The sequence below is a fragment of the Isoptericola sp. GX10416 genome (genome assembly GCF_056590155.1).
Map to the genome: position 1 here is coordinate 268,381 of NZ_JBWPVO010000001.1, position 26,352 is coordinate 294,732.

A 26,352-nucleotide genomic window follows, 5' to 3' on the forward strand; every position below is an offset into this window, starting at 1 on the left:
GATCCGGCCGCAGGGTGCGGACACCGCCCGCCCGGTGGCTCAGCCCCCGAGGAACGGGTTCGTCGCCAGCTCGTGTCGCACGGTCGTCGTCGGCCCGTGGCCGGGCACGACACCCAGCTCCGGGTCCAGGCCGGCGACGACGCCCCGCAGGGTGGCGAGCATCGCGTCGACGTCCGCCCCGGGCAGGTCGGTGCGCCCGACTCCCCCGGCGAACAGCACGTCACCGCTGAGCACCAGGCCCGTCCGGTCCGCCCCCGGCACGAGGTACAGCGTGGACCCCTCGGTGTGCCCGGGGGCGTGCACCGCGCGAAGCCGCACGTCGCCGGCCTGCAGCTCGACGGATGCGCCGTCGAAGCCCTGGACCTCGGACGGCGTGCGGTAGTCGCGCGGCGTGCAGCCGAAGTCTGCGAGCGCCTGGGTCAGCGCGTCGCTGACGGCGCCGGCGGGGGCGTCCAGCTGCCCCCCGAGCCCGATCGTGCCGAACGGGTCGGAGATCCGGTAGACGTCGGCCGCGTGCAGCCGCAGCGGGACGCCGTACCTGTCGCAGACGGCCGCCGCGTCCCACGTGTGGTCCACGTGGCCGTGCGTGGCGAGCACCGCCCGGGGCACCAGCCCGTGCTCGTCGACGACGCGAGCCACACCGTCGGCGGTCCCGGCGCCCGCGTCGACCACGACGCAGTCGCGTCGACCGTCCGCGCGTTCGACGTCGGCGACCACCACACAGCAGTTGGTGCCGAAGACAGGGGCGACGACCACGTGCACGTCCATGGCGCTACCGTAACGGCCCCTCGACAGGGGGCACGAGGGCGCCGCGCACTCCTGGTCGCGGTGCTCGGGCGGTTGACCAGCGCGGCGAGCCCTAGACTGTCGCACGCGCACGGTTCCGCGTGCGAGCACGGATCGAGAGGGGACGAGCGACGGTGGCGCCCAGCAAGCGCGAGCGCGAGTACGCCCGGAAGCGTCAGGCGAAGTGGGAGGATCGGCAGCGCGAGAAGCGGGAGCGCCGTCGTCGGGTCGGCGTGCTCGTCGCGATCCTCGCCGTCTTCGCGCTGGTCGCCGGCGGTGCGGTCGTCGCAGGCATGTCCGGCTCGCAGGCCGACGGCGCCACGTCCGACGCCACCGAGGGCTCTGCGGCGTGCTCCGCCGTCTCGACCGACGCGCGCGACGGCGGCGAGCTTCCCGGACCCGATGCCGCCGAGGGACGCACCTGGGAGGTCTCGCTCGACCTGTGCGTCGACGGAGCCACCGAGACCGTCGCCCTCGAACTGGACGGCGAACGCGCTCCTCAGACGGTCGCGAGCTTCGTCTCCCTGGCCGAGCAGGGCTACTTCGACGCCACCGCGTGCCACCGCCTGGTCACCCAGGGGATCCACGTGCTGCAGTGCGGGGACCCGACGGCCAGCGGTTCCGGAGGCCCCGGGTACTCGTACGGCCCGGTCGAGAACGCGCCCGACGACGACGTCTACCCGGCGGGCACGGTGGCGATGGCTCGCCGCGGTGGCGACGCGGAGTCCATGGGTTCACAGTTCTTCCTCGTCTACGAGGAATCCACCATCCCGTCCGACGCCGCCGGCGGGTACACGGTGTTCGGCACCGTGACGTCCGGCCTGGACACGGTCCAGGCAGTCGCTGACGCGGGCACGACCGACGGAGCCGCTGACGGCTCCCCGGCGAGCCCCGTCATCATCGAAGGAGTTGAGACCCAGTGAGCGAGAGCATCCCCGGCTCGAACGGCCCCGACCACGTCGAGGACTCCGCCGAGCAGGCGCAGGCCGAGACTCCTCCCAGCGAAGCACCCGCGGGCGAGGACCGCGTCGACGAGCCGGCCGCCCCGCGCCCCGCCGCGCCCGCGCCCGGACCGGCGGCGCCCAAGCCTGGCGCACCCCGACCCGCCGCGCCCAAGCCGTCGGCTCTGCGCCGCCCCAAGCCTTCCGCCGTCCCGGCGGCCGCCGCACCGACCACGCCGGTGGCGCCTGTCGTCCACGACGCCGCCGAGGAGGCGTCCGCCGCAGGCTTCGGCCGCGTGGACGACGACGGCACCGTGTACGTGCGCGAGACCGCCGGCGAGCGCAGCGTCGGCCAGTACCCCGGGGTCTCGACCGACGAGGCGCTGAGCCTGTACGTGCGCAGGTATCTCGACCTCGTGGCCAAGGTGGCGCTGTTCGACACCCGGCTCGACAGCGCGGACCTCTCTGTCCGCGAGATCGACCAGACGCTGTCCAAGCTCACCGAGGAGACCGCCGAGCCGGCCGCCGTCGGAGACCTCGACGCGTTGCGGGCGCGCGTTGCCGGGCTGCGGGACCGCGCCGCAGAACGGCGCAAGCAGCTCGACGCCGAGCGTGCCGCGGCCAAGGACCGTGCCGTGGAGGCGCGGACCGCCATCGTCGAGGCCGCCGAGAAGATCGCGAGCACCGACCCGGCGAAGATGCAGTGGCGACCGGCCGGCGAGGAGCTGCGCGGCCTGCTGGACCAGTGGAAGGACGCCCAGCGGCACGGCCCGCGCATCGACCGGCCCAGCGAGGAGGCGCTGTGGAAGCGGTTCAGCCACGCGCGCACCGCGTTCGACCGGGAACGTCGCCACTTCTTCGCCGAGCTCGAGCAGCGCAACACCGCCGCGAAGGCCACCAAGGAGGCGCTGGTGGCCGACGCAGAGGCGCTGCAGCACTCGACCGACTGGGGCGCGACGGCGGGCGCCTACCGCGACCTCATGGCGCAGTGGAAGGCGGCCGGGCGCGCCAACCGCAAGGACGACGACGCCCTCTGGGCGCGGTTCCGGGCGGCACAGGACACCTTTTTCGGGGCGCGGGACGAGGCGAACGCCGCGATCGACGCCGAGTACGGCGAGAACCTGAAGGTCAAGGAGCAGCTGCTCGTCGAGGCGGAGGCGCTCCTGCCGGTCACCGACCTGGCGGCCGCGAAGGCGGCTCTGCGGGACCTCCAGGACCGGTGGGAGGACGCCGGCAAGGTGCCGCGTGGCGACATCCAGCGGGTGGAGGGCCGTCTGCGCGCCGTCGAGAGCGCGGTGCGCGAGGCCGACGACGCCCGCTGGAAGCGCACCAACCCCGAGACGCAGGCGCGCGCCGAGGGTGCGGCGGCTCAGCTCGAGGAGGCCATCGCCGGACTCGAGGCGGAGCTCGCAGCTGCCCGGGAGTCGGGCGACGGACGCGCGGTGGAGGAGCTCGAGACGGCGATCGCGGCTCGCCGCTCGTGGCTCGAGCAGGTCGTCCAGGCCGCCGAGGACTCCCGAGGCTGACACCGGGTGGGCGGCGCCGTCGTCCACAGACCACCACGACGGCCCGACGGGCGAGGAGCACGGTGCGATACGTTCGCACCGCGCTCCTCGCCCGTCGCCGTCCCCGGGAGGTCCTGGTGGTCCTGCTCACCGCCCCGCACGCAGAGCGCCCCCTGAGCGCGCTGCTCACGCCCGTCCGGGCGACGCGGCTCGTCCTGCGACCGGAGGACGTCGGAGGGGCGGCCGCGTGGCAGACCCTCGTGCGCGACGGGTTCCTGCGGGTCCTGCGGAGGGATGCCGCCTGCCCGGCCGACGCCGCCATCGGCCCGACGGTGCGTGCAAGCCTGCTGGCGGCCGAGGTCCCGACGGGCGCCGTCGTGACCGGCCGGACGGCAGCATGGGTACACACCGGGCACGACGACGGTGCGGCCCTCGACCTGACGTACCCGGCCGGCCGCCACCAGCCCGACCGGCCCCCCGGTGCGCGCCTGTGGCAGGGACCCCTGCTGCACGGCGACACGGCGCACCTCGACCTGGTGCCGGTGACCACACCGGACCGCACGGTGGTGGAGCTCGTGCTGCACGTTCCAGCCCCGGTCCCCGCCGTTCTGGCGCTCGCGCGCGGCGCCGGCGCGGACCTGTCCGCGGCACGACGCTCGCTGGAGCGCCGGACCCGTGCCGTAGGGCGACCCCGTGCCCGGGAGCACCTGGACGCCGCCGAGGCCGCGCTCGCACGGGCAGATGCTGAGGCTGAGGCTGGGGCAGCAGTCCTCGACGGCCCGGCGTAGCGTGACCCCATGGCCTCCTCGAAAGCCGTCGAGATCGACGCTGCCGGGCGCTCCGTCCGCATCTCCAGCCCGGACCGTGTCGTCTTCGCCGAGGCAGGGCTGACCAAGCTGGACGTCGTCGAGTACTTCCTCAGCGTGGGCGACGGGATCCTCGGTGCACTGCTGCACCGGCCCACCACCCTCGAACGCTGGCCCAAGGGATACTTCGAAGGCGCCGTCATGGCGACCCGGTCCGACAGCCACGGCGACGCCTTCTACCAGAAGCGGGTCCCGAAGGGCGCGCCGTCGTGGCTCGAGACCGCACGGATCGCGTTCCCCAGCGGACGCACCGCCGACGAGGTCGCGCCGCACGAGCTGGCGGTCGTCGCGTGGGCGGCGCAGATGGGGACCCTGACGTTCCACCCGTGGCCCGTGCGCCGCGACGACGTCGAGTCCGTCGACCAGCTGCGCATCGACCTCGACCCCCAGACGGGCACGACCTTCGACGACGCCGCCGCCGTCGCACCCCACCTGCGCGCGCTGCTCGACGAGCTCGGGCTCGTCGGGTACCCGAAGACGTCGGGCGGCCGCGGCATCCACGTGTTCGTCCCGCTGGCCCCCGAGTGGTCGTTCGCCCAGGCCCGCCGCGCCACCATCGCGATCGGCCGCGAGCTGGAACGACGCCTGCCCGAGCAGGTCACCACGCGGTGGTGGAAGGAGGAGCGCGGCGAGAAGATCTTCGTCGACTACAACCAGATGGCGCGCGACCGCACGATCGCCTCGGCCTACTCGATCCGCGCGAACCCGCGTGCCACGGTCTCGACGCCGCTCGAGTGGGACGAGGTCGGCGACGTCCATCCCGACGACTTCACCGTGGCGACCGTGCCTGCCCGGTTCACCGAGCGCGGAGACCTGTTCGCCGCGCTGCGCGCCGACCGCGACCCGGCCCTCGACTGCTCGCTCGACGCGGCGCTGGCGCTCGCCCGTCGCGACGAGGAGGAGCACGGGCTCGGCGACCTGCCGTACCCGCCCGAATACCCCAAGATGCCGGGCGAGCCGAAGCGGGTGCAGCCGAGCCGCGCCAAGGACCGCCAGCGCACCGCCGAGTGACCGCGCCGTCCGCGGACGCACGGACCCGTGCGCTCAGACTCCGCGCTCAGGCCCGGCCCGCCCGTACGACAGGTACACCGCCCCGTCGCTGAAGGTCCGGCTCTCCCGCAGCTCCAGCGAGGCTTGCATCCCCTGCGGCAACGCCCGCCGACCCTCGCCGACCGTTCGCGGCAGGACGAAGAGGTCGATCTCGTCGACCCGGCCCGCCCGGAGCGCCTCGGCAGCGATCGTCGGGCCGGAGACCTCCACGACGCCGTCGGTCTGCGCCACGATCTCGTCCAAGCGGTCCAGAGTCAGCCGCCGCTCAACCGTGGTGCGCGGTGCGTCCACCGGGTCGAGCGCGTCCGAGCAGACGATCTTGTCCGCCCGCGCCCACAGCGCGGCGAACTCGTCCTCGACCTGCCGGCCGGGCGGCCAGTCGTCCCACACCCGCAGCATCTCGTACATGCGCCGGCCCATCACGAAGACGCTGACGTCACCCACGCGACGGTTGATGAACTCGTGCCTGTCATCGCTGGGCGCCGTCCAGCCGATCTCCCCGTCCCCGTCGTTGACGAAGCCGTCGAGCGAGCAGGTGATCATCCCGAATCTCAGTGTTCCCATGCCCTACCGACCGCCTCTGCCTCCGAGACTCATCGCGCCGTGGTGCCCGGAGCACCCGGTAGCAGACCGGCCAGGTCGTAGCCGACCGGCTCGGCGAGCTGGTCGTACGTGCAGCTGGCGGGGTCGCGGTCCGGCCGCCAGCGCTTGAACTGTGCGGTGTGGCGGAACCGGGTCCCCTCCATGTGGTCGTAGCCGACCTCCAGCACGCGCTCGACCCGCAGCGGGGTGAAGGACAGGTCCTTGCCCGCGCTCCACCGTGACTGCGCGCCCGGCCGCCGCCGGCCGCCCTCCGAGCCGGCGGGGTCCTGCCAGTCCGCCCACGGGTGCTGTGCAGACTCCGGCGACCCCGGCTCGACGCGCAGCGGCACGAGCTCGTCGTACAGCGCGGCACGGCGAGCGGCCGAGAACGACGCGGCCACCCCCACGAACTGCAGGGTGCGGCCGTGCCCGGCACCCTCAGGGTCGTTGCCGTATAGCCCGAGGAGCAGCGACCCCACGAGCGGCCGCCCCGGCGTCGACGTCTTGTGCTCACGCAGCCCGGCCAGCACGACGTCCGCGGTGCGGGCGTGCTTGATCTTGAGCCAGCCACGCTTGTTCGGCTCGTACAGGCCGTCGTCCCGCTTGGCGACGACGCCGTCCAGCCCGGCACCTTCGAACGTCTCCAACCATCCCCGAGCGGTCGCGGCGTCCGTCGTGCGAGGCGTGGCATGCACCTGCGGGCCGCCCAGCCCCAGGGCGTCCAGCCGCGCGAGACGCTCCGACAGCGGCAACCTCGACAGGTCCTCGTCGCCCACGGCGAGCAGGTCGAACACCACCATGCTCGCGGGCACCGACTCGGCGAGCAGACGCACCCGCGACTCCGCCGGGTGGATACGCTGGCTGAGCGTGTCGAAGTCCAGCCGAGCGACGTCGTCGCGCCCGGCGGGCGGGCGAGCCACGACGATCTCTCCGTCGACGACGCAGCGTGCCGGCAGCTCGGCGCGCACGGCCTCGACGATCTCGGGGAAGTAGCGGTCCATGGGCTTCGCGCCGCGCGAGTAGATGCGGACCTCGTCGCCGTCGCGATAGACGATCGCGCGGAAGCCGTCCCACTTGGGTTCGTACACCCAGCGGGCACCGTCGTCGGGCTGATCGGGCACCGTCGCGACCGAGCGAGCCAGCATCGGTCGGATCGGTCCGTCCAGAGGAAGGTCCATGAGGGCGAACCTACGCCGTGGGCGCGTGGCGTGCGCGGGGTTCAGGCGTCGACCGGCGCCTCGGGCGCGTCCGACCCGACCTCGGCGGCCTTCGTGCCGGTGATGCGGTAGACGTCGAAGACCCCGTCGATCTTGCGCGCTGCGGCGAGGACCTGCTGCAGGTGCGCCGGCTCGGCCATCTCGAACACGAAGCGCGAGACGGCGATGCGGTCGGTCGACGTGGACACGGTGGCCGACAGGATGTTGACGTGATGGTCGGAGAGGACCCTGGTGACGTCCGACAGGAGCCGCGAGCGGTCGAGCGCCTCCACCTGGATCTGCACCAGGAACATCGTGTTCGCGCCGGTGGTCCACTCGACGTCCACGAGCCGCTCCGGCTGGGAACGCAGCTGGACGACGTTCGCGCAGTCCGACCGGTGCACGCTCACGCCGGCCCCGCGCGTGACGAACCCGACGATCTCGTCGCCCGGCACCGGCGTACAGCACTTGGCGAGCTTGACCCAGATGTCGTCGACGCCCTTCACGGCGATCCCGGGGTCGCCCGTCGAGCGGGACCGACGCGTGGGCTGGCCCGGCCGGGCGACCTCGGCGGTGTCCTCCGCCGTGCCGTCCTCGCCGCCGAGAGACTTCACGAGCGACTCGACCACGTGCTGCGCCGAGACGTTGTTCTCCCCGACCGCCGCGTAGAGTGCGGTGACGTCCGCGTACCGCAGCTCGTTCGCCAGGCCGACGAGCGTCTCGTGGCTCAGCAGCCGCTGGATCGGCAGGTTCTGCTTGCGCATCGCCTTGGTGATGGCTTCCTTGCCTCGCTCGACCGCCTCCTCACGGCGCTCCTTGGTGAACCACTGACGGATCTTGTTCCGGGCGCGACCAGACTTCACGAAGGCGAGCCAGTCCTGCGACGGCCCGGCCGTGTCGGCCTTCGAGGTGAGGACCTCGACGACGTCACCGTTCTGCAGCGGGGAGTCGAGCGGGACCAGCCGGCCGTTGACGCGGCCACCCATCGTGCGGTGCCCCACCTCCGTGTGCACGGAGTAGGCGAAGTCCACCGGTGTCGACCCCGCAGGCAGGGCCATGACCTCGCCCTTCGGGGTGAAGACGTACACCTCGGCAGCGCCGATCTCGTACCGCAGCGAGTCGAGGAACTCGCCCGGGTCCGCCGTCTCCCGCTGCCAGTCCACGAGCTGGCGCAGCCAGGCCATGTCGTTCGCGCGCGGGTCCTTCGACCCGCTCTTGGGAGCGCGAGCGGACTCCTTGTACTTCCAGTGCGCCGCGACGCCGTACTCGGCCCGCCGGTGCATGTCGTGCGTGCGGATCTGGATCTCGACCGGCTTGCCGCCCGGCCCCACGACCGTCGTGTGCAACGACTGGTACATGTTGAACTTCGGCATCGCGATGTAGTCCTTGAACCGGCCCGGGACCGGGTTCCATCGCGCGTGCAACGCTCCGAGGGCCGCGTAGCAGTCGCGGACGGAGTCCACCAGGACGCGGGTGCCGACCAGGTCGTAGATCTCCGCGAAGTCGTGCCCGCGCACGATCATCTTCTGGTAGATCGAGTAGTAGTGCTTCGGGCGCCCGGTGACCGTCGCCCGGATCTTGGCGCCGCGCAGGTCCGCGGAGATCTGCTCACGCACCACCCCGAGATACTCCTCGCGAGCCGGAGCGCGCTCGGCCACCAGGTGCACGATCTCGTCGTACACCTTGGGGTAGAGCGTCTGGAAGGACAGGTCCTCCAGCTCCCACTTGATGGTGTTCATGCCGAGCCTGTGCGCCAGCGGCGCGTAGATCTCGAGCGTCTCGCGGGCCTTGCGGGAGGCCGAGGGCCCTGAGACGTACTTCCAGGTACGAGCGTTGTGGAGGCGGTCAGCGAGCTTGATGACCAGTACACGGATGTCCTTCGCCATCGCGACGACCATCTTGCGCACGGTCTCCGCCTGCGCAGCGTCTCCGTAGGTCACCTTGTCCAGCTTGGTGACGCCGTCGACCAGCATCGCGATCTCGCTGCCGAAGTCCTGGGTGAGGTCGGTCAGCGAGTAGTCGGTGTCCTCGACCGTGTCGTGCAGCAGCGCGGCCGCGAGCGTCGCGCCGTCGAACCCGAGCTCCGCGAGGATCGTCGACACGGCGACGGGGTGCGTGATGTACGGGTCACCGGACTTGCGCTGCTGGCCCCGGTGGGCGCGCTCAGCGGTCGCGTAGGCGCGCTCGAGGACACCGAGATCGCTCTTCGGGTGGTTCGTGCGCACCGCCTGCAGCAACGGCTCCAGCGCGGGCGTGTTCGCAGGTGCGCCTCGTACGCCGAGGCGGACCAGGCGGTTGCGCACCCGGCTCCCGCCGGACGGCCGGGGCGCGTCCATGTTGCTTCGGACCTGCGTCTCGTCGCTCACGGGCACCTCCTTCGACCAGCGTCGGGCGGGCGACGTCCGGGAGGGCAAGTCTACGACCCCGCCCTGAGCAGGGTGTCGACCGTCCTTCCGGCGAGCCTGTCACGGCCGCCCAGGCCCGCGAGCTCGAGCAGGAAGGCCAGCCCGGCAACCACTCCCCCGCAACGTTCCACCAGGGTGGCCGCGGCACGCGCGGTGCCGCCAGTCGCCAGGACGTCGTCCACCAGGAGAACACGAGCACCCGGCCGGAGTGTTCCCGGCCGCAGCTCGATCGCCGCGACCCCGTACTCGAGCTCGTACTCGACCCGCTCGACCGGGGGCGGAAGCTTGCCCGCCTTGCGCAGCGGGAGGAATCCCACACCCAGCCGGGTGGCCAGCGGCGCCCCGAGCAGGAACCCGCGCGCCTCCATGCCGGCCACCACGTCGACGCCACCGTGCGCGTCGACGATCCGGGCGAAGGCCTCGATCACGTCCGCCAGCGCCGCACCGTCCGCGAGGAGCGGGGTGATGTCCCGGAAGACCACCGGAGGGTGCGGATAGTCGGGCACGTCATGGATCAGCGCGCGGACCTCGGCGGCCCTGGCCGGGCCCAGCCCGGCCAGGGCGACCAGCGAGATGTCGTCCGTCAACGTCGTCCCGTCACCGCTTGCGCCGCGGCTGCGCCGCGTTGCCCTGGTGGTGCCCCGGGATCAGCTGCGACCGGCCGGCGGCCGCGGCCGCGAGCTCGGCCTCCTGGCCGCCCGACGCGGCCAGCTGCTGGCGATCGGCGAGGACCCTCTCGGTGTGCTCGCGGTACTTGGGCTCGCGCTCACGCAGCGCCACGTCGAGCGGCGTCGCCAGGAAGATCGACGAGGCGGCACCGACCGCGATACCCACGAACAGCGACAGTGACAGGTCGCGGAGCGTGCCCGCCCCCAGCCACAGGGCCCCCAGGAAGAGGATGCCGGCAACCGGCAGCAGAGCGACCACCGAGGTGTTGATCGACCGGACGAGGGTCTGGTTGACCGCCAGGTTAGCCCGCTCGGCGTAGGTGTTGCGCGACTGGTCGAGGACGCCTGTCGTGTTCTCGCGGACCTTGTCGAAGACGACCATCTTGTCGTACAGCGAGAAGCCGAGGATCGTCAGGAAGCCGATGATCGTCGACGGCGTGACCTCCCAGCCGATCAGGGCATAGATCCCGGCGGAGATCAGCAGGTCGGACAGCATGGCGAGGATGCCCGCCACCGACATCCGCCAGGCCCGGAAGTAGGCGGCCATGAAGCCGGCAGCGAGCACGATGAAGACGATGACGCCCCACAGTGCACGTTCGGAGACTGCCTCGCCCCACGTCGGACCGACGAAGGACTGGTCGACGTCCGCGGTCTCGACCCCGTAACCCCGGGCGAGCGCTTCGGTGATGGCGGTCGCCTCGGCGTCCTCCACGAGCTCGGTCTGCACCCGTACCGCGCTGCCGCCCACCACGGCCACGCGCGGCTCGTCCTCGGGCAGCACCTCCTGCACCGCGTCGATCGCCACGGACTGCTCGGTCGAGCTCACCTCGTTGACCGTGAACTCCGTGCCGCCGCGGAAGTCGATACCGAGGACGAGCGGCTTGACGACGAGGATCGCGACCGAGGCGATCCCGAGGATCGCGACGATCGTGAACCAGATCTTGCGCTGGCCGATGATCGGGTAGGAGCGGCGACCGGTGTACAGGTCGTTGCCCCACTGGGCGAAGGTCATGCTGCCGGCCATCAGCGGTTCTCCTCGTTCTCGCCGGAGCCGGCGTCATCGTTGCGTGGCGAGCCCGGAGCGTCGTTTGGTGGTTCGTCCCCGGATCCGCTCGAGGCCTTGCGCTCGGCCGCGCGGCGCTCCGCGATCGTCAGACGGCGCCCCGAGGCATCGGTCGCCGGCACGGCGCCGGCCCGTGCACCCGCCAGGGCGGGCTCCGGCTCGGGCGCGTCCACCGCGGCGTCCGCTGCCGGACCGGGCGTCGAGAACCTGCCGGCGCCCGCGTAGCGCGGACCGGCGGCGCGGAGCCGCTGCGGCGACAGGCCCGACCAGGCGTGGCCGTCCCGGAAGAACGGCACCTTGGTCAGCAGCTGCAGCATCGGGTGGGTGAACCAGAAGACCACGGCGATGTCGATGATGGTGGTCAGACCCAGTGTGAAGGCGAACCCCTGGACGCCGCCGACCGCGAGGAAGTAGAGCACGATCGCCGAGATCAGGGTGACCGACTTGGCCGCGAGGACGGTGCGCTTCGCCCGGCGCCAACCGCGCTCGACGGCCATCGCCATCGACCGTCCGTCGCGGACCTCGTCGCGGATGCGTTCGAAGTACACGATGAACGAGTCAGCCGTGAAGCCGATCGCGACGATCAGGCCGGCGACGCCGGCCAGCGACAGCCGGTATCCCATCCCCCAGGACAGCAGAGCGATCGAGAGGTAGGTGATGACGCCGGCCACGAGCAGCGAGCCCACGGTGACCAGGCCGAGCGTGCGGTACTGGAAGAGCGAGTACACGACCACCAGCGCCATGCCGACCAGGCCCGCGAGCAGACCGTTGCGCAACTGCTCCGAGCCCAGCGTGGCCGAGATGGTCTCCTGGCTCTGCACCTCGTAGTTGATGGGCAGGGAGCCGAAGCTCAGCTGGTTGGCCAGCGTGGCGGCGGAGTCCCGCGTGAAGTTTCCGGAGATCTGCGGCCGGCCGTCAGAGATGATGACGCCCGGGTCGAGCGACGGCGCGGAGATGACCAGGCCGTCCAGCACGATGCCGAACTGGTTCTGAGGGCTCTGGAGGCCCTGGAGGCGCTGCGTCGTCTCGCGGAACTGTGCGGAGCCCTCGGAGTCCATCTCGATGAAGACGCCCCACTCGTTGGTGACGGAACCGTTCGGTCCCGGCACCAGGCCGGAGCTGGCCGTCGTGACGTGCGTCCCGTCGACCTCCATCGGCCCCAGGATGTACTTCATCATGCTGCCGTCGTTGGCACACGTGACCAGCACGAGGTCGGGGTCGTCGCCGCCGCCGCCCACGAGGTTGTCCGGGTCGGTGCAGTCCAGCGCGTCGAACTTCTCCTGCACGGCCGGGGTGATCTGTGCGAGGTCCGACGCGTCCGTCGGCTCGACGTCGGCCGCTTCCTCGGCGATGCGGGCGTCGACGTCACCGGTCTCCTCGGCGTCCTCGGAACCTTCCTCGGTTCCCTCGGAGCCTTCCTCAGATCCCTCGGCGTCGTCGCCCTCGGTCTCCTCGGCGGGGTTCTCCTCGGCCGGTAGCCCCATCTCGTAGGTCAGCACGGGCCGGAACCGCATCTGCGCGGGCTGGGACACGAGGTCGATCGTCGCCTGGTCCACCTCGCCGGGGATGCCGACGACGATGTTCTCGCCGCCCTGGTTCGCGATCTCCGCCTCGGCGACCCCCGAGGAGTCGATCCGCTGCCGGATGACGTTGATCGACTCGTCGATCGACTCCGGAGTGATCTCCGAGCCGTCCGTCGAGACGGGCGTCAGGATGATCTGGGTGCCACCCTGGAGGTCGAGAGCGAGCCCCGGGGCCAGGCTCGCGCCCGCCGGGTTCTCGTCAGTCTTGGGCTCGAGGTAGACCCCGGCGAGCAACGCCGCGAACGGCACCACCATGGACAGGATCGCGAAGACCACGAGCGTGCGTACTGGACGCGATCGCTGCGTGCTGGAGTTGGCCACTTGGTTCTCTTCCCGTGTGCGCGCGGCCGCCATGGCCGACGCGTGATCGCGCCGACCGGGCGTACCCGGTCGGCGCAGAGGTCACTTGTCCTCGGTCTCGCCGCTCTCCCGGCGCTTGTTCTCCAGGTACTCCCGCTGCGCGGTGTCCAGCCCGGAGAGGTCGTCGGGAACCTCGACGTTACCGTCTGCGGGGGTGATGCTACCTGCATCGTCCGAGCTCTCCGAGGCCTCGGCCTCCTCGGTCTCGTCAGCGACGGCGGTGTCCGTCCGCTTGGCGACCGCGGCACGCAGCCAGCGGGTCCGGGTGCCCGGCGTGGTCTCGATCGTGATGGTGTCGGACTCGTCGTCGATCTCGACGACGGTGCCCACCATCCCGGAACCCGTCATGACCTCCTGACCGGGTGCGAGCGCAGCACGGAACTCTGCTTGCTGCTTCTGCTGCTTGCGCGTGCGCGAGCTCATGAAGAACATGAGCGCCGCCAGCACGACGAAGAGGATGATGATCGAGAAGTCCACGTGGAGTCAGTCCTTCGGCGGTGGTCGGGGTGTTCTGCCCAGTCTAGGGCCGCGGGACGCGGCCCTAGGCCTCGTCGAACAACGTGCGCGACGCCCGGGAGGTTCCCGGCTCCGCGGCCGGAAGACCGGCAGCCCACGCCCCCGCCGGCGGTTCCAGACCCAGGTGGTCCCACGCCTCGGTCGTCGCGACGCGGCCGCGGGGCGTCCGCGCCACCAGTCCTTCCCGCACCAGGTACGGCTCGGCGACGGTCTCGACCGTCTCCGGCTCCTCACCGACCATCATCGCCAGCGTCGTCAGGCCGACGGGCCCGCCCCCGAAACGCCGGCACAGCGCGTCGAGGACGGCCCGGTCGAGCCGGTCGAGCCCGATCGGGTCGACCTCGTAGACCTTCAGCGCCGAACGGGCCGCCTGCAGGTCCAGGACGCCGTCGCCGCGCACCTGCGCCCAGTCGCGGACACGCCGGAGCAGCCGGTTGGCGATGCGGGGCGTGCCCCGGGAACGACCGGCGATCTCGTGCGCGGCCTCGTGCCGGACGTCGACCCCCAGCAGGCCCGCGGACCGCAGGATGACCCGCTCGAGCTCGGCCGCGGCGTAGAAGTCGAGGTGCCCGGTGAACCCGAACCGGTCGCGCAGGGGGGCCGGCAGGAGCCCTGAGCGGGTGGTCGCGCCGACGACGGTGAACGGGGGCAGGGCGAGCGGGATCGCGCTCGCTCCCGCGCCTTTGCCGACGACGACGTCGACGCGGAAGTCCTCCATCGCGACGTACAGCAGCTCCTCGGCCGGCCGGGCGAGGCGATGGATCTCGTCGATGAAGAGCACCTCGCCCTCCTCCAAGGAGGACAGCACCGCGGCGAGGTCGCCGGCGTGCTGGATCGCCGGTCCGCTGGTGACGCGCAGCGAGGTGCCGAGCTCAGCGGCGATGATCATCGCCAGCGTGGTCTTGCCGAGGCCCGGCGGTCCGGAGAGCAGCACGTGGTCGGGAGCGGTGTCGCGGGCGATGGAGGCGTGCAGGACGAGCGACAGCTGATCGCGCACCACTTGCTGGCCGACGAACTCGTCGAGCTTCTTGGGGCGCAGCGCGGCCTCGGCCGCACGCTCGACCTCGTCGGCGCCGGAACCCACCGTGCGACCGCCGAGCTCGGCCGGGTCGATCGCGCCCTCAGCCACGGGGCCCGAGCCTCCGTAGCGCGGCACGCAGCGTCGCGGGCACGTCGGTCTCGGCGACCGTCTCCGTCCCGGCCTCTGCGAGCACCTTGGCCACCGCGTCCTCCGCGACCTTCACCGACCACCCCAGTCCGGCCAATGCGTCGACCACCTGGGCCCGTCCGTCCGTCGTCGGTGCGGCGACGTGCTCCGCCCCGCCGTCGGCCCCGGGCGCGCCCAGCTTGCCCGTGAGCTCGAGGACGATCCGCTGGGCGCTCTTCGCCCCGATGCCGGGGACCCGTCGCAGTGCCGCGAGGTCCTCGCCGGCGATGGCGCGACGCAGGGCGTCCGGCGTGAGCACGGCCAGCATCGCGAGGGCGATCCGTGGGCCGACGCCTGAGACGGACTGAGCGGTCTCGAACACCTCACGCTCGTCGGCGTCCGCGAAGCCGTAGACGGTCATCGAGTCCTCGCGCACCACCAGCATGGTGTGCAGCTGCGCGGGCTCCCCCGGGCGGAGCCCTGCGAGGGTCGCCGGGGTGGCGTGGACCAGGTATCCCACACCGTTGACGTCGATCACCGCGCGGTCGAGGTTCACCTGCGTCACCGTGCCGGCCAGGGATGCGATCACCGGGCTCCCTCCTTTCCTCGAACACCCGTACGGTACCCCGCGGGCCGCTGCGCCGTGCGCTCCGCGGCCGCCCAGGCGCGTTGCGCCGGGGTGGTCTCGTGCCGGTCACCACCTTGCAGGGCGCCGGCCGGACGCCACAGATGGGTGATCGCCAGCGCGAGCGCGTCGGCCGCGTCGGCCGGCTGCGGGACGCTCTGCAGGCGCAGGATGCTCGCGACCATGCGCTGGACCTGTTCCTTGCCCGCCCGGCCCGAGCCGGTGACCGCGGCCTTCACCTCGCTCGGCGTGTGCAGCGCGACCGGCACGCCTCGGCGCGCGGCCGCCACCATCGCCAGGCCGGCGACCTGCGCGGTCCCCATGACCGTGCCGCGGTTGTTCTGCGCGAAGACGCGCTCCACCGCCACCACGTCGGGCGTGTGGTCGTCGAGCCAGGAGTCCAGCCCGCGCGAGATGTCGAGCAGCCTCAGGTCGGTGCTCGTCTCCGGCACGGTGCGCAGCACGCCCACGCCCACCAGGTCGGCCCGCCGGCCGGGACGGGAGTCCACCACCCCGACGCCACAACGGGTCAGACCCGGATCCACTCCCAGCACTCGCACGGCGTCACTGTCTCACGCAGCACCGACAACCCCTGGGAGCGAAACGTCCGGGCGTGCTCAGTCGTCGCCGTCGAGGGCGGCCATGACCTCGTCGGAGGCGTCGAAGTTCGCGTAGACGTTCTGGACGTCGTCGCTGTCCTCGAGCGCGTCGATCAGGCGTGTGATCTTGCGGGCACCCTCGACGTCGACCTCGACCTGCATCGAGGGGTGCCAGATGGAGTCCGCCGAGTCGTACTCGATGCCCGCCTCGACGATCGCGGTGCGCACGTCGACCAGGTCGGTCGCCTCGCTCAGCACCTCGATGTGCTCCCCGACGTCGGTCACCTCCTCGGCGCCAGCGTCCAGCGCGGCGAGCATCACGTCGTCCTCGGTGACGCCGTCCGTTTTCGGGACGACGACGAGTCCCTTGCGTGAGAAGAGGTACGACACCGACCCGGGGTCGGCGAGGTTGCCACCGTTGCGGGAGAAAGCGGTCCGGACCTCGGCCGCGGCACGGTTCTTGTTGTCGGTGAGGCACTCGACGAGCACGGCGATGCCGTTGTTCCCGTAGCCCTCGTACATGATCGTCTGGTAGTCGACGGCGTCGGCGCCCTCGCCGGAGCCGCGCTTGAGCGCGCGGTCGATGTTGTCGTTGGGGACCGACGACTTCTTCGCCTTCTGGACGGCGTCGAACAACGTCGGGTTGCCCGCCATGTCGCCGCCGCCGGTGCGCGCCGCGACCTCGATGTTCTTGATCAGCTTCGCGAAGAGCTTGCCCCGCTTGGCGTCGATCGCCGCCTTCTTGTGCTTGGTCGTGGCCCACTTCGAGTGACCTGACATGCCTCTACCTGACTCCCTGCGTCTCCGTTGGCTCTTTCACTGGCGTCGAACGGCGGCGGGGAACCTCCGCCGGTCGCCCGCGACCATGCTGACGAACAGCCTGTGCACGCGCGTGTCCCCCGTGATCTCCGGGTGGAACGCGGTGGCGAGCAGCGGCCCCTGCCGTGCCGCAACGATCCTACCGGCGGCCGCTACGGCACGGCCCTGGGTATCCACGGCCGGGATACGCGACAGCACCTCGACGTCGCGCCCGGCCTCCTCGATCCAAGGAGCGCGGATGAATGCGGTGCGCATCGCAGCCCCGGCGGAGACGCCCACGACGTCGAGGTCGGTCTCGAACGAGTCGACCTGCCGGCCGAACGCGTTGCGCCGCACGACGACGTCCATCCCGCCGAGGGTCTGCTGGTCGGCCGTGCCGTCGAGGATCCGGTCCGCGAGCAGGATCATCCCGGCGCACGAGCCGTACACCGGAAGCCCTTCCTTGATCCGTGCCCGCAACGGGTCCCGCAGCTCGAAGATGCGCAGCAGCTTGTCGATGGTCGTCGACTCCCCGCCGGGGAGCACGAGCCCGTCGACGAGTGCCAGCTCGTCCGGTCGTCGCACGGTCACGGGGCGGGCGCCCACAGAGGCCAGGGCGGTCAGGTGCTCACCGACGTCGCCCTGCAGGGCCAGGACGCCGATGGTCGGAGTGTTCACAGCCATTCATCCTACGACCGGCCGACTCGTGCGGGCGGTGTGCGCCACCTCACAGCCCAGGGGCTTGAGCCCGTCGCGACGACAGGGTCTGGACTGCTCAGGCAAGCACCCAGCACCGATCGCGGCAGAAGAGGACGAAGCAGCGTGCGTTCCGACCATGAAGACCAGAAGGCCCTGGCCAGCGGGCCTCACCAGGCGTCAGTCCCACCCGGGGTGGAGTACCACCGGGTCCTGGCGGGAGAGAAACGTCGCATCGGTCGCGGCGTCCTTGCCATCGCACTTCTCATCGGCGGCATGTTCGCCTTCATCTCCGCCTTCTACTACCTCGGTAGCTGGGTCGACGGGCTCCTCTCGCCCGGCGGGCCGCACGACGACGGTCGGGTCCTCACCCCGGTGGCGCACACCGCCAGCCTGATCGCCACCGCGCTGCTCGTGCCGTGGAGCATGGTGATCCAGCACTGGCTCTACGGAGTGCGTGGCGCCTCGCTGACCTCGGTGGCCTCTCGCTTCCGCTTCGGCCTGTTCGGGAGAGCGCTGCTGGCCATCGGCCCCGCGCTGCTGATCGCCTTGGCGATCGCAGAGCACGTGACGCCCTACCGGACCACCGAGTGGCTGCAGAGCGACGTGATCTGGCTGCTCGTCGTGAGCCTCGCGCTGGTGCCGCTGCAGGCCGCGGGCGAGGAGTACGGCCTGCGCGGACTGGTCTTCCGCATCGCGGCGAGCTGGGGGCGCGGTCGGACGACGTCGCTGATCCTGGGCATCGGCGTGTCGTCCCTCATCTTCTCCGTGATCCACACCACGGGGAACCCGATGTGGAACGCGTTCTACGTCGTCTTCTCCGTGACCACGGCGTTCATCACCTGGCGCACCGGTGGGCTCGAGATCGCGATCGTGCTGCACGCCGTCGTGAACACGCTCACGTTCGTCTTCTGGATCGCGCTGAACGCCGACCTCGCCGAGCGGCTCGACCGTTCCGCTCCCCTGAGCCCCGGCCTGGTGATCTTGAACAGCCTCGTGTTCGTCGGCGCGGCGGTGGTGGTGTGGCTGCGCACCCGGCGCTCGGGGCCGGTGACCACGTGACCCGGCCGACGTCGCGCTGAGTGATCTCAGGCCGGAACGCCGGCCGCCCTCCGGGTAGACGCCGGAGGGCGACCGGCACGGGTTCACGCCGCGGCGAGCTCCAGGCCCGGGCCGAAGACCTCGTAGTGGAGCTGGTCGTCACGCACGCCTCGATCGGCGAGTGCTGTGCGTGCCGCCGCCATGAAGGGCAGCGGACCGCACAGGTACACCTCGGCGTCGGCCGGTACGTCGACGCCGTCCAGGCTGAGCCGTCCGGCCCGCAGCAAGGAGTCGGCGTCACGGGCGCCGAGGTCCTCGTACCAGCGCACGAGCTCGCCGTCGGCCAGGTCCCCGACGAGCTCGCGCAGCTCGCTGCGGTGGGCGTGCCGGGCCGGCGACCTGTCGGCGTGCAGGACCACGACTCGCCGGTCGGTCCCCGTGGCTCGCAGGTGGTGCAGGAACCCGATCATCGGCGTGACGCCGATACCCGCGGACATCAGCAAGAGCGGCGCCTCGCCGTCCACCAGCGTCAGCTCTCCGAAGGGCAGGGAGACCTCGACGAGGTCGTCCTCGAAGAGGTTGGCGTGCAGGTGCCCCGACACCTCGCCGGCCGGCGCGATGCGGTCACCGTCGTGGGTGGCGGGAACGGCCTTGACGGAGATCGACCAGGTGCCCGGCGCACCGATCCCGGTGAGGCTGTACTGGCGGATCTGACGTGCGCCGTCAGGCAGGGTCACCGCGACGGACACGTACTGCCCGGCGCGCCCCGCCGGCAGCTCGTGCCCGTCGGCGTCCCCGAGCTCGAACGAGACGGTGTCCGGCGACTGCTGCGTGCGCCGTCGGACCCGGACCGTGCGCCAGACCTGGCCGGGATCGACGGCGGCCTCGGCGTACAGGCCCTGCTCGATCTCGATCAGGGCGTGCGCCATGTGCCAGTAGACCTCGCTCCACGCGGCCGCGACCTCGTCCGTCACCGCCTCGCCGAGCACCTCGGCGATCGCACCGAACAGGTGCTCGTGCACGATCGGGTACTGGTCGGCGGTGATGCCGAGCGAGGCGTGCTTGTGCGCGATCCGCGCCAGCACCTCGTCTGGCTCCGGGCCGTCGTCGTCCACGAGGAACGTCGCGTACGCGGCGATCGCCCCGGCGAGCGCGCGCTGCTGGTCACCGCGAGCCTGGTTGCCACGGTTGAACAGGTCCCGCTCGAGCTCGGGGTGCGCGGCGAACATCCGTCGGTAGAAGGCCGGGGTGATGTCGCCGATGGCACCTCCTATCACGGGCAGCGTGGCACGGACGACGTCGGCGGACCGGGACGAGAGCATGAGTTCTCCTGTCGTTCTTCTGCGGGTGCTGGCTGGACGCGATGCGCTCAGCGAGGTGGTCCCGACCTCAGAGTGAGGAGCAGGGACCGGGTCGGTGGGGCGGCAAGGTCCTGGATCGTCAGGGGGTCCAGGACCTCGAAGAAGGCCTCGCGGGCGCGGGCCAACGCACCGCGCAGGCGACACCCGCCACGCAAGGGGCAGGGCACCGCGCCGTCGCAGTCGACGACCTCACCGTCGCCCTCGATCGCACGTGCCACGGCCCCCACGGAGATCAGGTCGGCCGCAGAGGTCAGCCGCACTCCCCCGCCGCGGCCTCGCCGCGCCTCGACGACGCCGAGCGCCGCAAGCCGCGTGACGACCTTCGCCGCGTGCGCCGCCGAGACGTGGAGCTCCTCGGCCAGCCCGCGGGTGGTGGCCGAGCTCTCGTCGTCGAGGACGGCAAGCCGCATGACGATGCGGAGTCCCAGGTCGGTGTACGCGGTGAGCTGCACACGGCAACGCTATCTAAAGTCGCACCCGATATGCGTCTTTAACGGGTGTGAAGGAGAGCACACCTGCGCAGCCGACGATCAGTCGTCGTCGTGCTCGGTGCCCAGGTGGCGCACCACGCCGTCCCACCCCGCGCGGAGGGCCTCGACGACGTCGGGCAACACCGTCGGGAAGATCTCGACCCGCTGGTCGCGCAGCTCAGCCACGCTCATCCAGCGCATCTCGTCGAGCACGTGACGCTCCTGAGCGGTCCAGCCGGCGTCCGTGGGCTCGTGGTCCGTGACGCGGGCGACGAAGAACACCTCGTCCTGGTGGCACGTCTCGGCGAAGAAGTGGAAGATCCCCGCGCGCGTCAGGACCGGGCCCTCCAGATCGTCCTCGGTCAGCCGCAGGCCGGCCTCCTCGCGCGCCTCGCGCACCGCCGCCGCGGCCTCGGACTCACCCGGTTCGATGCCGCCGCCGACGGTGAACCACCAGCTGCGCTCCGGCTCGTCGGCGTCGTGCCCGCGGACGAGGAGCGCGCGCCCCGCGGCGTCCAGGATGATGACACGAGCCGCACGGCGGTGCCGCCGTCCATCGTCACCGAGGACCCAGTCGGGTCCCAGCGAGGACGACGCGTTCGATCGGACCGGCATGGCGTCCAGCATAGGTGCCCAGCATCGCCAAGGTCGGGACCACCTGCAACAATCCGTGGTCGTGAACGACGTCGTGAGCACCGTTGTCCTGAGCACCGTGCGGGGGCTCGGGTGATCCACACCTTTCACCTCGCCGAGATGCCGGCCACCGTGACGGCACGCGCGCTGCTGCGCCCGCCGTCGGGCACGACCGCCCCCGGGCTCGACCACGCCGAGTGCCTGGCCCTCATGCGCCTGGGCGCGCCCGCCGTCTCCCTGGACCGGCTGCAGCTACGACGGATCGCGGTCTTCGCGCAGTGGCGCGACGCGGGTGCCGTGGACCGCTTCCTGTCCGACGACGTCCTCGGCCGCCACCTGGCGAGCGGCTGGCACGTGCGCCTGGAGTACCTGCGCCGCTGGTCCCGGCTGGCGGCCTTGCCCGGTCTGCCGGCCCGGGCGGGCGACTGGGACCAGGAGGAAACCGTGGTCGCGGTGACCGTCGCCCGGATGCGCCTGCTCGAGGTGCCGCGGTTCCTGCGGTGGGGCAGGCCCGTCGAACGCCAAGTGCGGGACCACCCCGCCACCACGCTCGCCCTGGCCGCGTTCCGACCGCCGAGCACGATCTCCACCTTCTCCGTGTGGCGTACCGTCCGCGAGATGGAGGAGATGGTGCACGGCCGCACCACCCTGCCCGGCGCGGAGCGGCACGCGGACGCCATGGTCGAACGCCGGCGTCGCGACTTCCACCACGAGTTCGCGACGTTCCGCTTCCGCCCGCTCTCGGAGCACGGCACGTGGGAAGGGCGCACGGGGATCGTCCCGCCGGGCTGACCCTTCTTCCCCGCGGATCCGCGGCCATGCCCCCCCGTCCGAGCTACGGAGACTGTCCACATCAGGGGGATTCGCGTCCCCACGGTCTTCCATAGGTTCTCCGGTAGCGGCGCCGACGCGTCGTGACACGCAGAGAGCTGGAGGGCATGACGTTGAGGACGACACGACGCACAGCGAGCACCGGAATCCCCCGGAGGATCACGAAGGCGGTGGTCGCGGCGGCGCTCACCGTCGCGGCGGCGGCAGCCTGTGCCGCCGCTCCGGACGCGGACGCGGGGGGCGGGACCGCACCGTCGGTCGCCACCGAGACGGCCGACGCACCGTCCATCACCTGGGGCCCGTGCCCTGCGCCGGCCGAGGGCGCCGGTCGCGACCCCCGGCTCACCTGCGGCACCGTGACGGTCCCGCTGGACTACCAGGACCCGGATGGCGAGACGATCGAGGTGGCTGTCTCCAAGCTGCCGGCGACGACGTCCAGCGACCGCCGCGGCGCCCTGCTCCTGAACCCGGGCGGCCCGGCGTTGCCCGGCCTGGACACCCCGGGCGTCGTGGCGCCGACCCTGCCGTCGTCGGTCCTGGAGGCCTACGACCTGATCGGCTTCGACCCCCGCGGGGTCGGGCACAGCACCCCGCAGAGCTGCGGCCTCGACGACCCGTCCCTCGCCGGCCTCTTCCCCTACCCGGCCGCGGACGGCTCGATCGACGCGAACGTCGACCACGCCCGCGCCGTCGCCGAACGGTGCGCGACGAACGCCGGGGAGCAGCTCCGATACTTCACCACCGCCAACACGGCCCGCGACATGGACCGCATCCGCGCGGCCCTCGGCGAGGAGAAGATCTCCTACTGGGGCCAGTCCTACGGCACGTACCTCGGCACCGTCTACCAGTCGCTGTTCCCGGACCGCGCCGACAAGATGGTCCTCGAGGGCAACGTCGACCCCACGAAGGTCTGGGCGCACGCGAAGGACAACTGGGGCAAGGCCATGTCGGAACGCTTTCCCGACGCGGCACGGGTCGCCGCGGCGCAGCACGCCACGCTCGGACTGGGCGGCACGGTCGACGAGGTGACCGAGAACTACCTCGCGCTCGCCGACCACCTCGATCGGAGCCCGGCACCGGTCCCCGACACCCCGCTGGTCCTGACGGGCCCGATGCTGCGCACGGTCACCTACAGCCTCCTGCTGCACGACGAGAACCTCCCGGTGCTCGTGCAGTTCTGGAAGGCCGCCGCCGGGCTGGCGGACGGCACGCTCACCGAGGCGGACGGTCAGCTGCTGCAGCAGGTGTTCAGCGCGCCACCGCCGACCCCGGGCGTGCCGGCCGACAACCAGGCCACCATGTTCCTGGCGCTGACCTGTGGCGACGCGCAGTGGTCGGACGACGTCGACGAGTACGCCCGCCGCACCTCCGAGGACCGGGCGGCCTGGCCGCTCACCGCGGGCATGCCCGCCAACGTCTGGGCATGCGCGTTCTGGCCGGAGCCGATCGAGGAGCCCGTCCGCGTCACCGACGAAGGACCGCGCAACACGCTGATCCTGCAGAACCGCCGGGACAACGCCACACCGTGGGAGGACGGTCGCGGGCTGTCCGTGGCCCTCGGCGAGCGAGCGGCCTTCGTCGGCGCGGACCACGGCGGGCACTACGTCTACGGCCAGGGCTCCACGTGCGTGGACGAGGCGACGGTGGCGTTCCTGACCACCGGCAGGCTGCCGGAGGAGGAGATCTACTGCACGGACGTCGACCCGTCGCAGTCACCGCAGCCAGGTAACTGACGACCGTGCCATCGCGGCCGGTGGCGAGCAGGTGGTGCGGGCACTCTGCCCGACCTGCTCGCTACCAGCCGCGCTCGGCGAGCCGCACCGGCTCGGGCTGCTCCTCGACGTTGATGCCGACCATGGCCTCGCCCAGACCGCGAGACACCTTGGCGATCACGTCCGGGTCGTCGTGGAACGTGGTGGCCTGCACGATCGCCTTGGCACGCGCGGCCGGGTCGCCCGACTTGAAGATGCCGGAGCCGACGAAGACGCCCTCGGCTCCGAGCTGCATCATCATCGCGGCGTCGGCCGGCGTGGCGATACCGCCCGCGGTGAAGAGCACGACAGGGAGCTTGCCCGTACGGGCGACCTCGGCCACGAGCTCGTACGGCGCCTGCAGCTCCTTGGCCGCGACGAACAGCTCGTCCTCGGGCAGCGAGGAGAGGCGCCGGAGCTGCTGACGGATCTGGCGCATGTGCGTGGTGGCGTTCGAGACGTCGCCGGTGCCGGCCTCACCCTTGGAACGGATCATCGCCGCGCCCTCGGTGATGCGGCGCAACGCCTCGCCGAGGTTCGTCGCACCGCAGACGAAGGGGACGGTGAACTCCCACTTGTCGATGTGGTGGGTGTAGTCGGCCGGTGACAGCACCTCGGACTCGTCGACGTAGTCCACACCGAGGGACTGCAGGACCTGCGCCTCGACGAAGTGTCCGATGCGGGCCTTCGCCATGACGGGGACCGACACCGCGTCCACGATGCCCTCGATCATGTCCGGGTCGCTCATCCGGGCGAGCCCGCCCTGGGCGCGGATGTCGGCCGGCACCCGCTCGAGCGCCATGACCGCGACCGCTCCGGCGTCCTCGGCGACCTTGGCCTGCTCCGGGGTGACGACGTCCATGATGACGCCGCCCTTGAGCATCTCGGCCATGCCTCGCTTGACGCGGGCGGTGCCCACCTCGCCGACGCCCGTCGTGCCGGCCGGGGTTCCGGTGGTCTCGGTCAACGCAACCTCACAGTGTTCTTGCGAGCACGCCCCTGGCGCGGTGCCGGGCATGCCGACGTGGTCCACGCCGTGCCACCCATCCTACGGGCGTGTCAGGAGAGGTCGATCCCGTCCGGCATCTGGTCGTCGAGCTCCACGGTCTGCGGCAACGGTGCCCGCCCGGCCAGCCGCAGCCACCGCACGCGACGCGGTCTGCGCGCCCGCTGCGCCTGGGCCACGGCCTCGTTGTGGAAGCGCCGGGCGAGCTGGGCGCGGTACCACGCCGCCCCGAGGTCGCCCACCAGCTCGGCGCCCGGCTCGGAGTCCCGCAGGCCCGCGACCGTCTCGGAGTCGTCGAGCACCGAGCGCAGCGTCACGGACAGCTCGGACTCGGCTCCCTCGCGATCGGCGGGCAGGCCCGTCAGGGCGAACGCCTCGGACGACGACGGCTCGCCCGCCGCGGTGGGGGCCGACCGTTCGGACGTCTCGGTCACCGCGAAGGCTGCGTCAGCGACGAGCACCGAGCTCGCCGGGTCCAGCAGGCCGGACGACGCCAGGTCCAGGGACGTGCGTACGCGACGGTCGAGCTGCGCCTGCAGGGCGAGGCGTGAGGCCACGACCTTGTGGTGCAGACGGTCCAGGCGCGAGGCGGAGACCCAGACGAACCACAGCGCCAGGCCGACGACGACCACGGCCAGCAGGGCTACCTCGGACCAGCTCATCGCTCACCCGCCACGTCCGCGCGGGGCCGCCGGCCCAGCAGCCAGGACGACCGCCCGGCCAGGAGGTCCTGGCGCACCGTCCCGTCGCCGAGCGCCTCGGTGGCGGCGACGGCCATCTCGTAGACGGCCAGCACCTGGTCGGTGACCGTCGTCCAGTCGAAGCGGCGGACGAACGTCGTGGCGCGCTCCCGGCGCGCCCGGGTGTCCGCACGGTCGGCCAGCGCCCCGACGACCGCCTCCGCGAGGGCGCCCGCGTCACCCGTGCGGAACAACCGGCCCGCGGTGCCGTCGTCGAGCACCCGGCGGAACGCCCCGAGGTCGCTGGCCACGACGCCGGTGCCCGCGCTCATCGCCTCGACCAGGACGATCCCGAAGCTCTCGCCGCCGGTCTGCGGAGCGACGTACAGGTCGGCGGACCGCAGCAGCGCCGCCTTGTCCGCGTCGCTGACACCGCCGAGCCACTCGAAGGCCGCTCCGTGCTCGCCGAGCACGGCCTGCGCCGCCGCCCTCCCGGCGTCCCCCTTGCCCGCGACGAGGAAGCGAGTCCCGGGTTCTCGGGCGAGGATCGCCGGCGCGGCCTCCGCGAGCACCTGCAGGCCCTTGCGAGGCTCGTCGAGGCGGCCCAGGAACGCCACGGTGGGCGCCTCCGGGGTCCCCCGCCACCGCTGCGCGTCGGGCGCGTCGGCGAAGCGGTCGACGTACACGCCGTTGGGGATGACGACGGCGTCCCCGCCCAGGTGCTCGACCAGCGTGCGCCGCGCGTCCTCCGACACCGCGATGCGGGCCGAGATCTTCTCCAGGGACTGGCGCAGCAGGGGGTGCGCCACCTGCAGCGCCCGCGAGCGCACCTGCGAGGTGTGGAACGTCGCCACGACGGGTCCTTCGGCGACCCAGAGCGCGAGCATCGACAGGGACGGCGTCATCGGTTCGTGCAGGTGCAGCACGTCGAACCGGCCGGCGTCGATCCAGCGGCGGACCCGGGCCGCGGCGCGCGGGCCGAACGCCAGCCGCGCGACGGAGCCGTTGTAACGGACCGGGACCGCACGCCCCGCCGGGGTGACGACGTCGGGCACCTCGGTGTCGTCGTCGGCCGGGGCCAGGACGGAGACCTCGTGACCCGCGTCGCGCAACGCCTCGGCGAGGTCGCGCACGTGGAACTGCACCCCGCCCGGGGCGTCGAACGAGTAGGGGCACACGATGCCCACCCGCAA

26 protein-coding genes are annotated in these 26,352 nt (G+C 72.0%); 7 read left to right on the forward strand and 19 right to left on the reverse strand.

The window, feature by feature from the left end; translation table 11 throughout:
• Positions 1-39: 39 nt before the first annotated feature.
• Positions 40-768: an MBL fold metallo-hydrolase gene (locus ACWAT2_RS01305; protein ID WP_402371712.1), complete on the reverse strand. Its 729-nt coding sequence runs from the start codon at positions 766-768 to the stop codon at positions 40-42.
• Positions 769-920: 152 nt separating this feature from the next.
• On the opposite strand from ACWAT2_RS01305, the gene ACWAT2_RS01310 reads away from it, so the two are divergent.
• The 4 genes from ACWAT2_RS01310 to ligD all read left to right on the forward strand — a co-directional run bounded on the left by ACWAT2_RS01310 (position 921) and on the right by ligD (position 5,109).
• A complete protein-coding gene (locus ACWAT2_RS01310; RefSeq protein ID WP_402371710.1) occupies positions 921-1,709 on the forward strand; it encodes a peptidylprolyl isomerase in 789 nt (262 codons plus the stop codon).
• A complete protein-coding gene (locus ACWAT2_RS01315) occupies positions 1,706-3,253 on the forward strand; it encodes a DUF349 domain-containing protein (protein ID WP_402371708.1) in 1,548 nt (515 codons plus the stop codon). The genes ACWAT2_RS01310 and ACWAT2_RS01315 overlap by 4 nt, the downstream gene beginning before the upstream one ends.
• A gap of 62 nt (positions 3,254-3,315) precedes the next feature.
• Positions 3,316-4,020 carry a hypothetical protein gene (locus tag ACWAT2_RS01320; RefSeq protein WP_402371707.1) on the forward strand — a complete coding sequence of 235 codons (705 nt, stop codon included), beginning with the start codon at positions 3,316-3,318 and terminating at the stop codon, positions 4,018-4,020.
• A gap of 9 nt (positions 4,021-4,029) precedes the next feature.
• Positions 4,030-5,109 carry a non-homologous end-joining DNA ligase gene (gene ligD, locus ACWAT2_RS01325; RefSeq protein WP_402371705.1) on the forward strand — a complete coding sequence of 360 codons (1,080 nt, stop codon included), beginning with the start codon at positions 4,030-4,032 and terminating at the stop codon, positions 5,107-5,109.
• A 33-nt stretch (positions 5,110-5,142) separates the two neighbouring features.
• Here the strand turns inward: ligD and ACWAT2_RS01330 are convergent, their stop codons facing one another.
• From ACWAT2_RS01330 to pdxT, 12 genes are all read right to left on the reverse strand, one after another.
• Positions 5,143-5,712, reverse strand: a complete 570-nt coding sequence (locus tag ACWAT2_RS01330) for a dihydrofolate reductase family protein (RefSeq protein WP_402371704.1) — start codon at positions 5,710-5,712, stop codon at positions 5,143-5,145.
• 29 nt (positions 5,713-5,741) lie between these two features.
• A complete protein-coding gene (locus ACWAT2_RS01335) occupies positions 5,742-6,908 on the reverse strand; it encodes an ATP-dependent DNA ligase (RefSeq protein WP_402371703.1) in 1,167 nt (388 codons plus the stop codon).
• Between the two features lie 41 nt (positions 6,909-6,949).
• Positions 6,950-9,262, reverse strand: coding sequence for a RelA/SpoT family protein (locus ACWAT2_RS01340; protein ID WP_402372084.1), 2,313 nt, complete (start codon positions 9,260-9,262; stop codon positions 6,950-6,952).
• An 80-nt stretch (positions 9,263-9,342) separates the two neighbouring features.
• Positions 9,343-9,918 carry an adenine phosphoribosyltransferase gene (locus tag ACWAT2_RS01345; protein ID WP_402371702.1) on the reverse strand — a complete coding sequence of 192 codons (576 nt, stop codon included), beginning with the start codon at positions 9,916-9,918 and terminating at the stop codon, positions 9,343-9,345.
• Between the two features lie 10 nt (positions 9,919-9,928).
• Positions 9,929-11,023 carry a protein translocase subunit SecF gene (gene secF, locus ACWAT2_RS01350; RefSeq protein ID WP_402371701.1) on the reverse strand — a complete coding sequence of 365 codons (1,095 nt, stop codon included), beginning with the start codon at positions 11,021-11,023 and terminating at the stop codon, positions 9,929-9,931.
• Positions 11,023-12,900, reverse strand: a complete 1,878-nt coding sequence (gene secD, locus ACWAT2_RS01355; RefSeq protein WP_402372083.1) for a protein translocase subunit SecD — start codon at positions 12,898-12,900, stop codon at positions 11,023-11,025. Before secD ends, secF begins: the two co-directional genes overlap by 1 nt.
• 147 nt (positions 12,901-13,047) lie before the next feature.
• Positions 13,048-13,482, reverse strand: a complete 435-nt coding sequence (gene yajC / locus ACWAT2_RS01360; protein WP_402371699.1) for a preprotein translocase subunit YajC — start codon at positions 13,480-13,482, stop codon at positions 13,048-13,050.
• Between the two features lie 64 nt (positions 13,483-13,546).
• Positions 13,547-14,650 (reverse strand): Holliday junction branch migration DNA helicase RuvB, encoded by a 1,104-nt coding sequence (gene ruvB / locus ACWAT2_RS01365; RefSeq protein ID WP_402371697.1) that lies wholly within the window; start codon positions 14,648-14,650, stop codon positions 13,547-13,549.
• Complete coding sequence (gene ruvA / locus ACWAT2_RS01370) at positions 14,643-15,257, reverse strand: Holliday junction branch migration protein RuvA (RefSeq protein WP_402371696.1); 615 nt, start codon at positions 15,255-15,257, stop codon at positions 14,643-14,645. The genes ruvB and ruvA overlap by 8 nt, the downstream gene beginning before the upstream one ends.
• Entirely contained in the window at positions 15,254-15,853 is a 600-nt protein-coding gene (gene ruvC, locus ACWAT2_RS01375) for a crossover junction endodeoxyribonuclease RuvC (RefSeq protein WP_402371694.1), read from the reverse strand. The genes ruvA and ruvC overlap by 4 nt, the downstream gene beginning before the upstream one ends.
• A gap of 57 nt (positions 15,854-15,910) precedes the next feature.
• Positions 15,911-16,672: a YebC/PmpR family DNA-binding transcriptional regulator gene (locus ACWAT2_RS01380; protein ID WP_402371693.1), complete on the reverse strand. Its 762-nt coding sequence runs from the start codon at positions 16,670-16,672 to the stop codon at positions 15,911-15,913.
• A 36-nt stretch (positions 16,673-16,708) separates the two neighbouring features.
• A complete protein-coding gene (gene pdxT, locus ACWAT2_RS01385) occupies positions 16,709-17,368 on the reverse strand; it encodes a pyridoxal 5'-phosphate synthase glutaminase subunit PdxT (protein WP_402371692.1) in 660 nt (219 codons plus the stop codon).
• Between the two features lie 294 nt (positions 17,369-17,662).
• Between pdxT and ACWAT2_RS01390 the strand changes: the two genes are divergently transcribed.
• A complete protein-coding gene (locus tag ACWAT2_RS01390; protein ID WP_402371691.1) occupies positions 17,663-18,448 on the forward strand; it encodes a CPBP family intramembrane glutamic endopeptidase in 786 nt (261 codons plus the stop codon).
• An 83-nt stretch (positions 18,449-18,531) separates the two neighbouring features.
• On the opposite strand, the gene ACWAT2_RS01395 is transcribed toward ACWAT2_RS01390, so the two are convergent.
• From ACWAT2_RS01395 to ACWAT2_RS01405, 3 genes are all read right to left on the reverse strand, one after another.
• Positions 18,532-19,749 (reverse strand): globin domain-containing protein, encoded by a 1,218-nt coding sequence (locus ACWAT2_RS01395; RefSeq protein WP_402371689.1) that lies wholly within the window; start codon positions 19,747-19,749, stop codon positions 18,532-18,534.
• A 47-nt stretch (positions 19,750-19,796) separates the two neighbouring features.
• The gene (locus ACWAT2_RS01400) at positions 19,797-20,240 is read right to left on the reverse strand and encodes an RrF2 family transcriptional regulator (RefSeq protein ID WP_402371688.1); all 444 of its coding nucleotides are present in this window, start codon (positions 20,238-20,240) and stop codon (positions 19,797-19,799) included.
• A gap of 78 nt (positions 20,241-20,318) precedes the next feature.
• Positions 20,319-20,873 carry an NUDIX hydrolase gene (locus ACWAT2_RS01405; protein WP_402371686.1) on the reverse strand — a complete coding sequence of 185 codons (555 nt, stop codon included), beginning with the start codon at positions 20,871-20,873 and terminating at the stop codon, positions 20,319-20,321.
• A gap of 111 nt (positions 20,874-20,984) precedes the next feature.
• Between ACWAT2_RS01405 and ACWAT2_RS01410 the strand changes: the two genes are divergently transcribed.
• Both ACWAT2_RS01410 and ACWAT2_RS01415 read left to right on the forward strand, forming a co-directional pair.
• Positions 20,985-21,683 (forward strand): hypothetical protein, encoded by a 699-nt coding sequence (locus tag ACWAT2_RS01410; protein WP_402371684.1) that lies wholly within the window; start codon positions 20,985-20,987, stop codon positions 21,681-21,683.
• 146 nt (positions 21,684-21,829) lie between these two features.
• Positions 21,830-23,455 carry an alpha/beta hydrolase gene (locus tag ACWAT2_RS01415; RefSeq protein WP_402371683.1) on the forward strand — a complete coding sequence of 542 codons (1,626 nt, stop codon included), beginning with the start codon at positions 21,830-21,832 and terminating at the stop codon, positions 23,453-23,455.
• A 61-nt stretch (positions 23,456-23,516) separates the two neighbouring features.
• On the opposite strand, the gene pdxS is transcribed toward ACWAT2_RS01415, so the two are convergent.
• From pdxS to ACWAT2_RS01430, 3 genes are all read right to left on the reverse strand, one after another.
• Positions 23,517-24,440 (reverse strand): pyridoxal 5'-phosphate synthase lyase subunit PdxS, encoded by a 924-nt coding sequence (pdxS, locus tag ACWAT2_RS01420; RefSeq protein ID WP_402371681.1) that lies wholly within the window; start codon positions 24,438-24,440, stop codon positions 23,517-23,519.
• A 92-nt stretch (positions 24,441-24,532) separates the two neighbouring features.
• On the reverse strand, positions 24,533-25,141 hold the full coding sequence (locus tag ACWAT2_RS01425) for a hypothetical protein (RefSeq protein WP_402371680.1): 609 nt from the start codon (positions 25,139-25,141) through the stop codon (positions 24,533-24,535).
• A complete protein-coding gene (locus tag ACWAT2_RS01430) occupies positions 25,138-26,352 on the reverse strand; it encodes a glycosyltransferase family 4 protein (RefSeq protein WP_402372082.1) in 1,215 nt (404 codons plus the stop codon). The genes ACWAT2_RS01425 and ACWAT2_RS01430 overlap by 4 nt, the downstream gene beginning before the upstream one ends.

What these genes read in the sequence shown, in the direction of transcription:
- ACWAT2_RS01305 (WP_402371712.1), bottom strand. Translation starts at nt 768, where the DNA reads ATGGACGTGCACGTGGTCGTCGCCCCTGTCTTCGGCACCAACTGCTGT.
- ligD (WP_402371705.1), top strand. Translation starts at nt 4,030, where the DNA reads ATGGCCTCCTCGAAAGCCGTCGAGATCGACGCTGCCGGGCGCTCCGTC.
- ACWAT2_RS01330 (WP_402371704.1), bottom strand. Translation starts at nt 5,712, where the DNA reads ATGGGAACACTGAGATTCGGGATGATCACCTGCTCGCTCGACGGCTTC.
- ACWAT2_RS01335 (WP_402371703.1), bottom strand. Translation starts at nt 6,908, where the DNA reads ATGGACCTTCCTCTGGACGGACCGATCCGACCGATGCTGGCTCGCTCG.
- ACWAT2_RS01340 (WP_402372084.1), bottom strand. Translation starts at nt 9,262, where the DNA reads ATGGACGCGCCCCGGCCGTCCGGCGGGAGCCGGGTGCGCAACCGCCTG.
- secF (WP_402371701.1), bottom strand. Translation starts at nt 11,023, where the DNA reads ATGGCCGGCAGCATGACCTTCGCCCAGTGGGGCAACGACCTGTACACC.
- secD (WP_402372083.1), bottom strand. Translation starts at nt 12,900, where the DNA reads ATGGTGGTGCCGTTCGCGGCGTTGCTCGCCGGGGTCTACCTCGAGCCC.
- ACWAT2_RS01380 (WP_402371693.1), bottom strand. Translation starts at nt 16,672, where the DNA reads ATGTCAGGTCACTCGAAGTGGGCCACGACCAAGCACAAGAAGGCGGCG.
- ACWAT2_RS01390 (WP_402371691.1), top strand. Translation starts at nt 17,663, where the DNA reads ATGTTCGCCTTCATCTCCGCCTTCTACTACCTCGGTAGCTGGGTCGAC.
- ACWAT2_RS01395 (WP_402371689.1), bottom strand. Translation starts at nt 19,749, where the DNA reads ATGCTCTCGTCCCGGTCCGCCGACGTCGTCCGTGCCACGCTGCCCGTG.
- ACWAT2_RS01405 (WP_402371686.1), bottom strand. Translation starts at nt 20,873, where the DNA reads ATGCCGGTCCGATCGAACGCGTCGTCCTCGCTGGGACCCGACTGGGTC.
- ACWAT2_RS01415 (WP_402371683.1), top strand. Translation starts at nt 21,830, where the DNA reads ATGACGTTGAGGACGACACGACGCACAGCGAGCACCGGAATCCCCCGG.
- ACWAT2_RS01425 (WP_402371680.1), bottom strand. Translation starts at nt 25,141, where the DNA reads ATGAGCTGGTCCGAGGTAGCCCTGCTGGCCGTGGTCGTCGTCGGCCTG.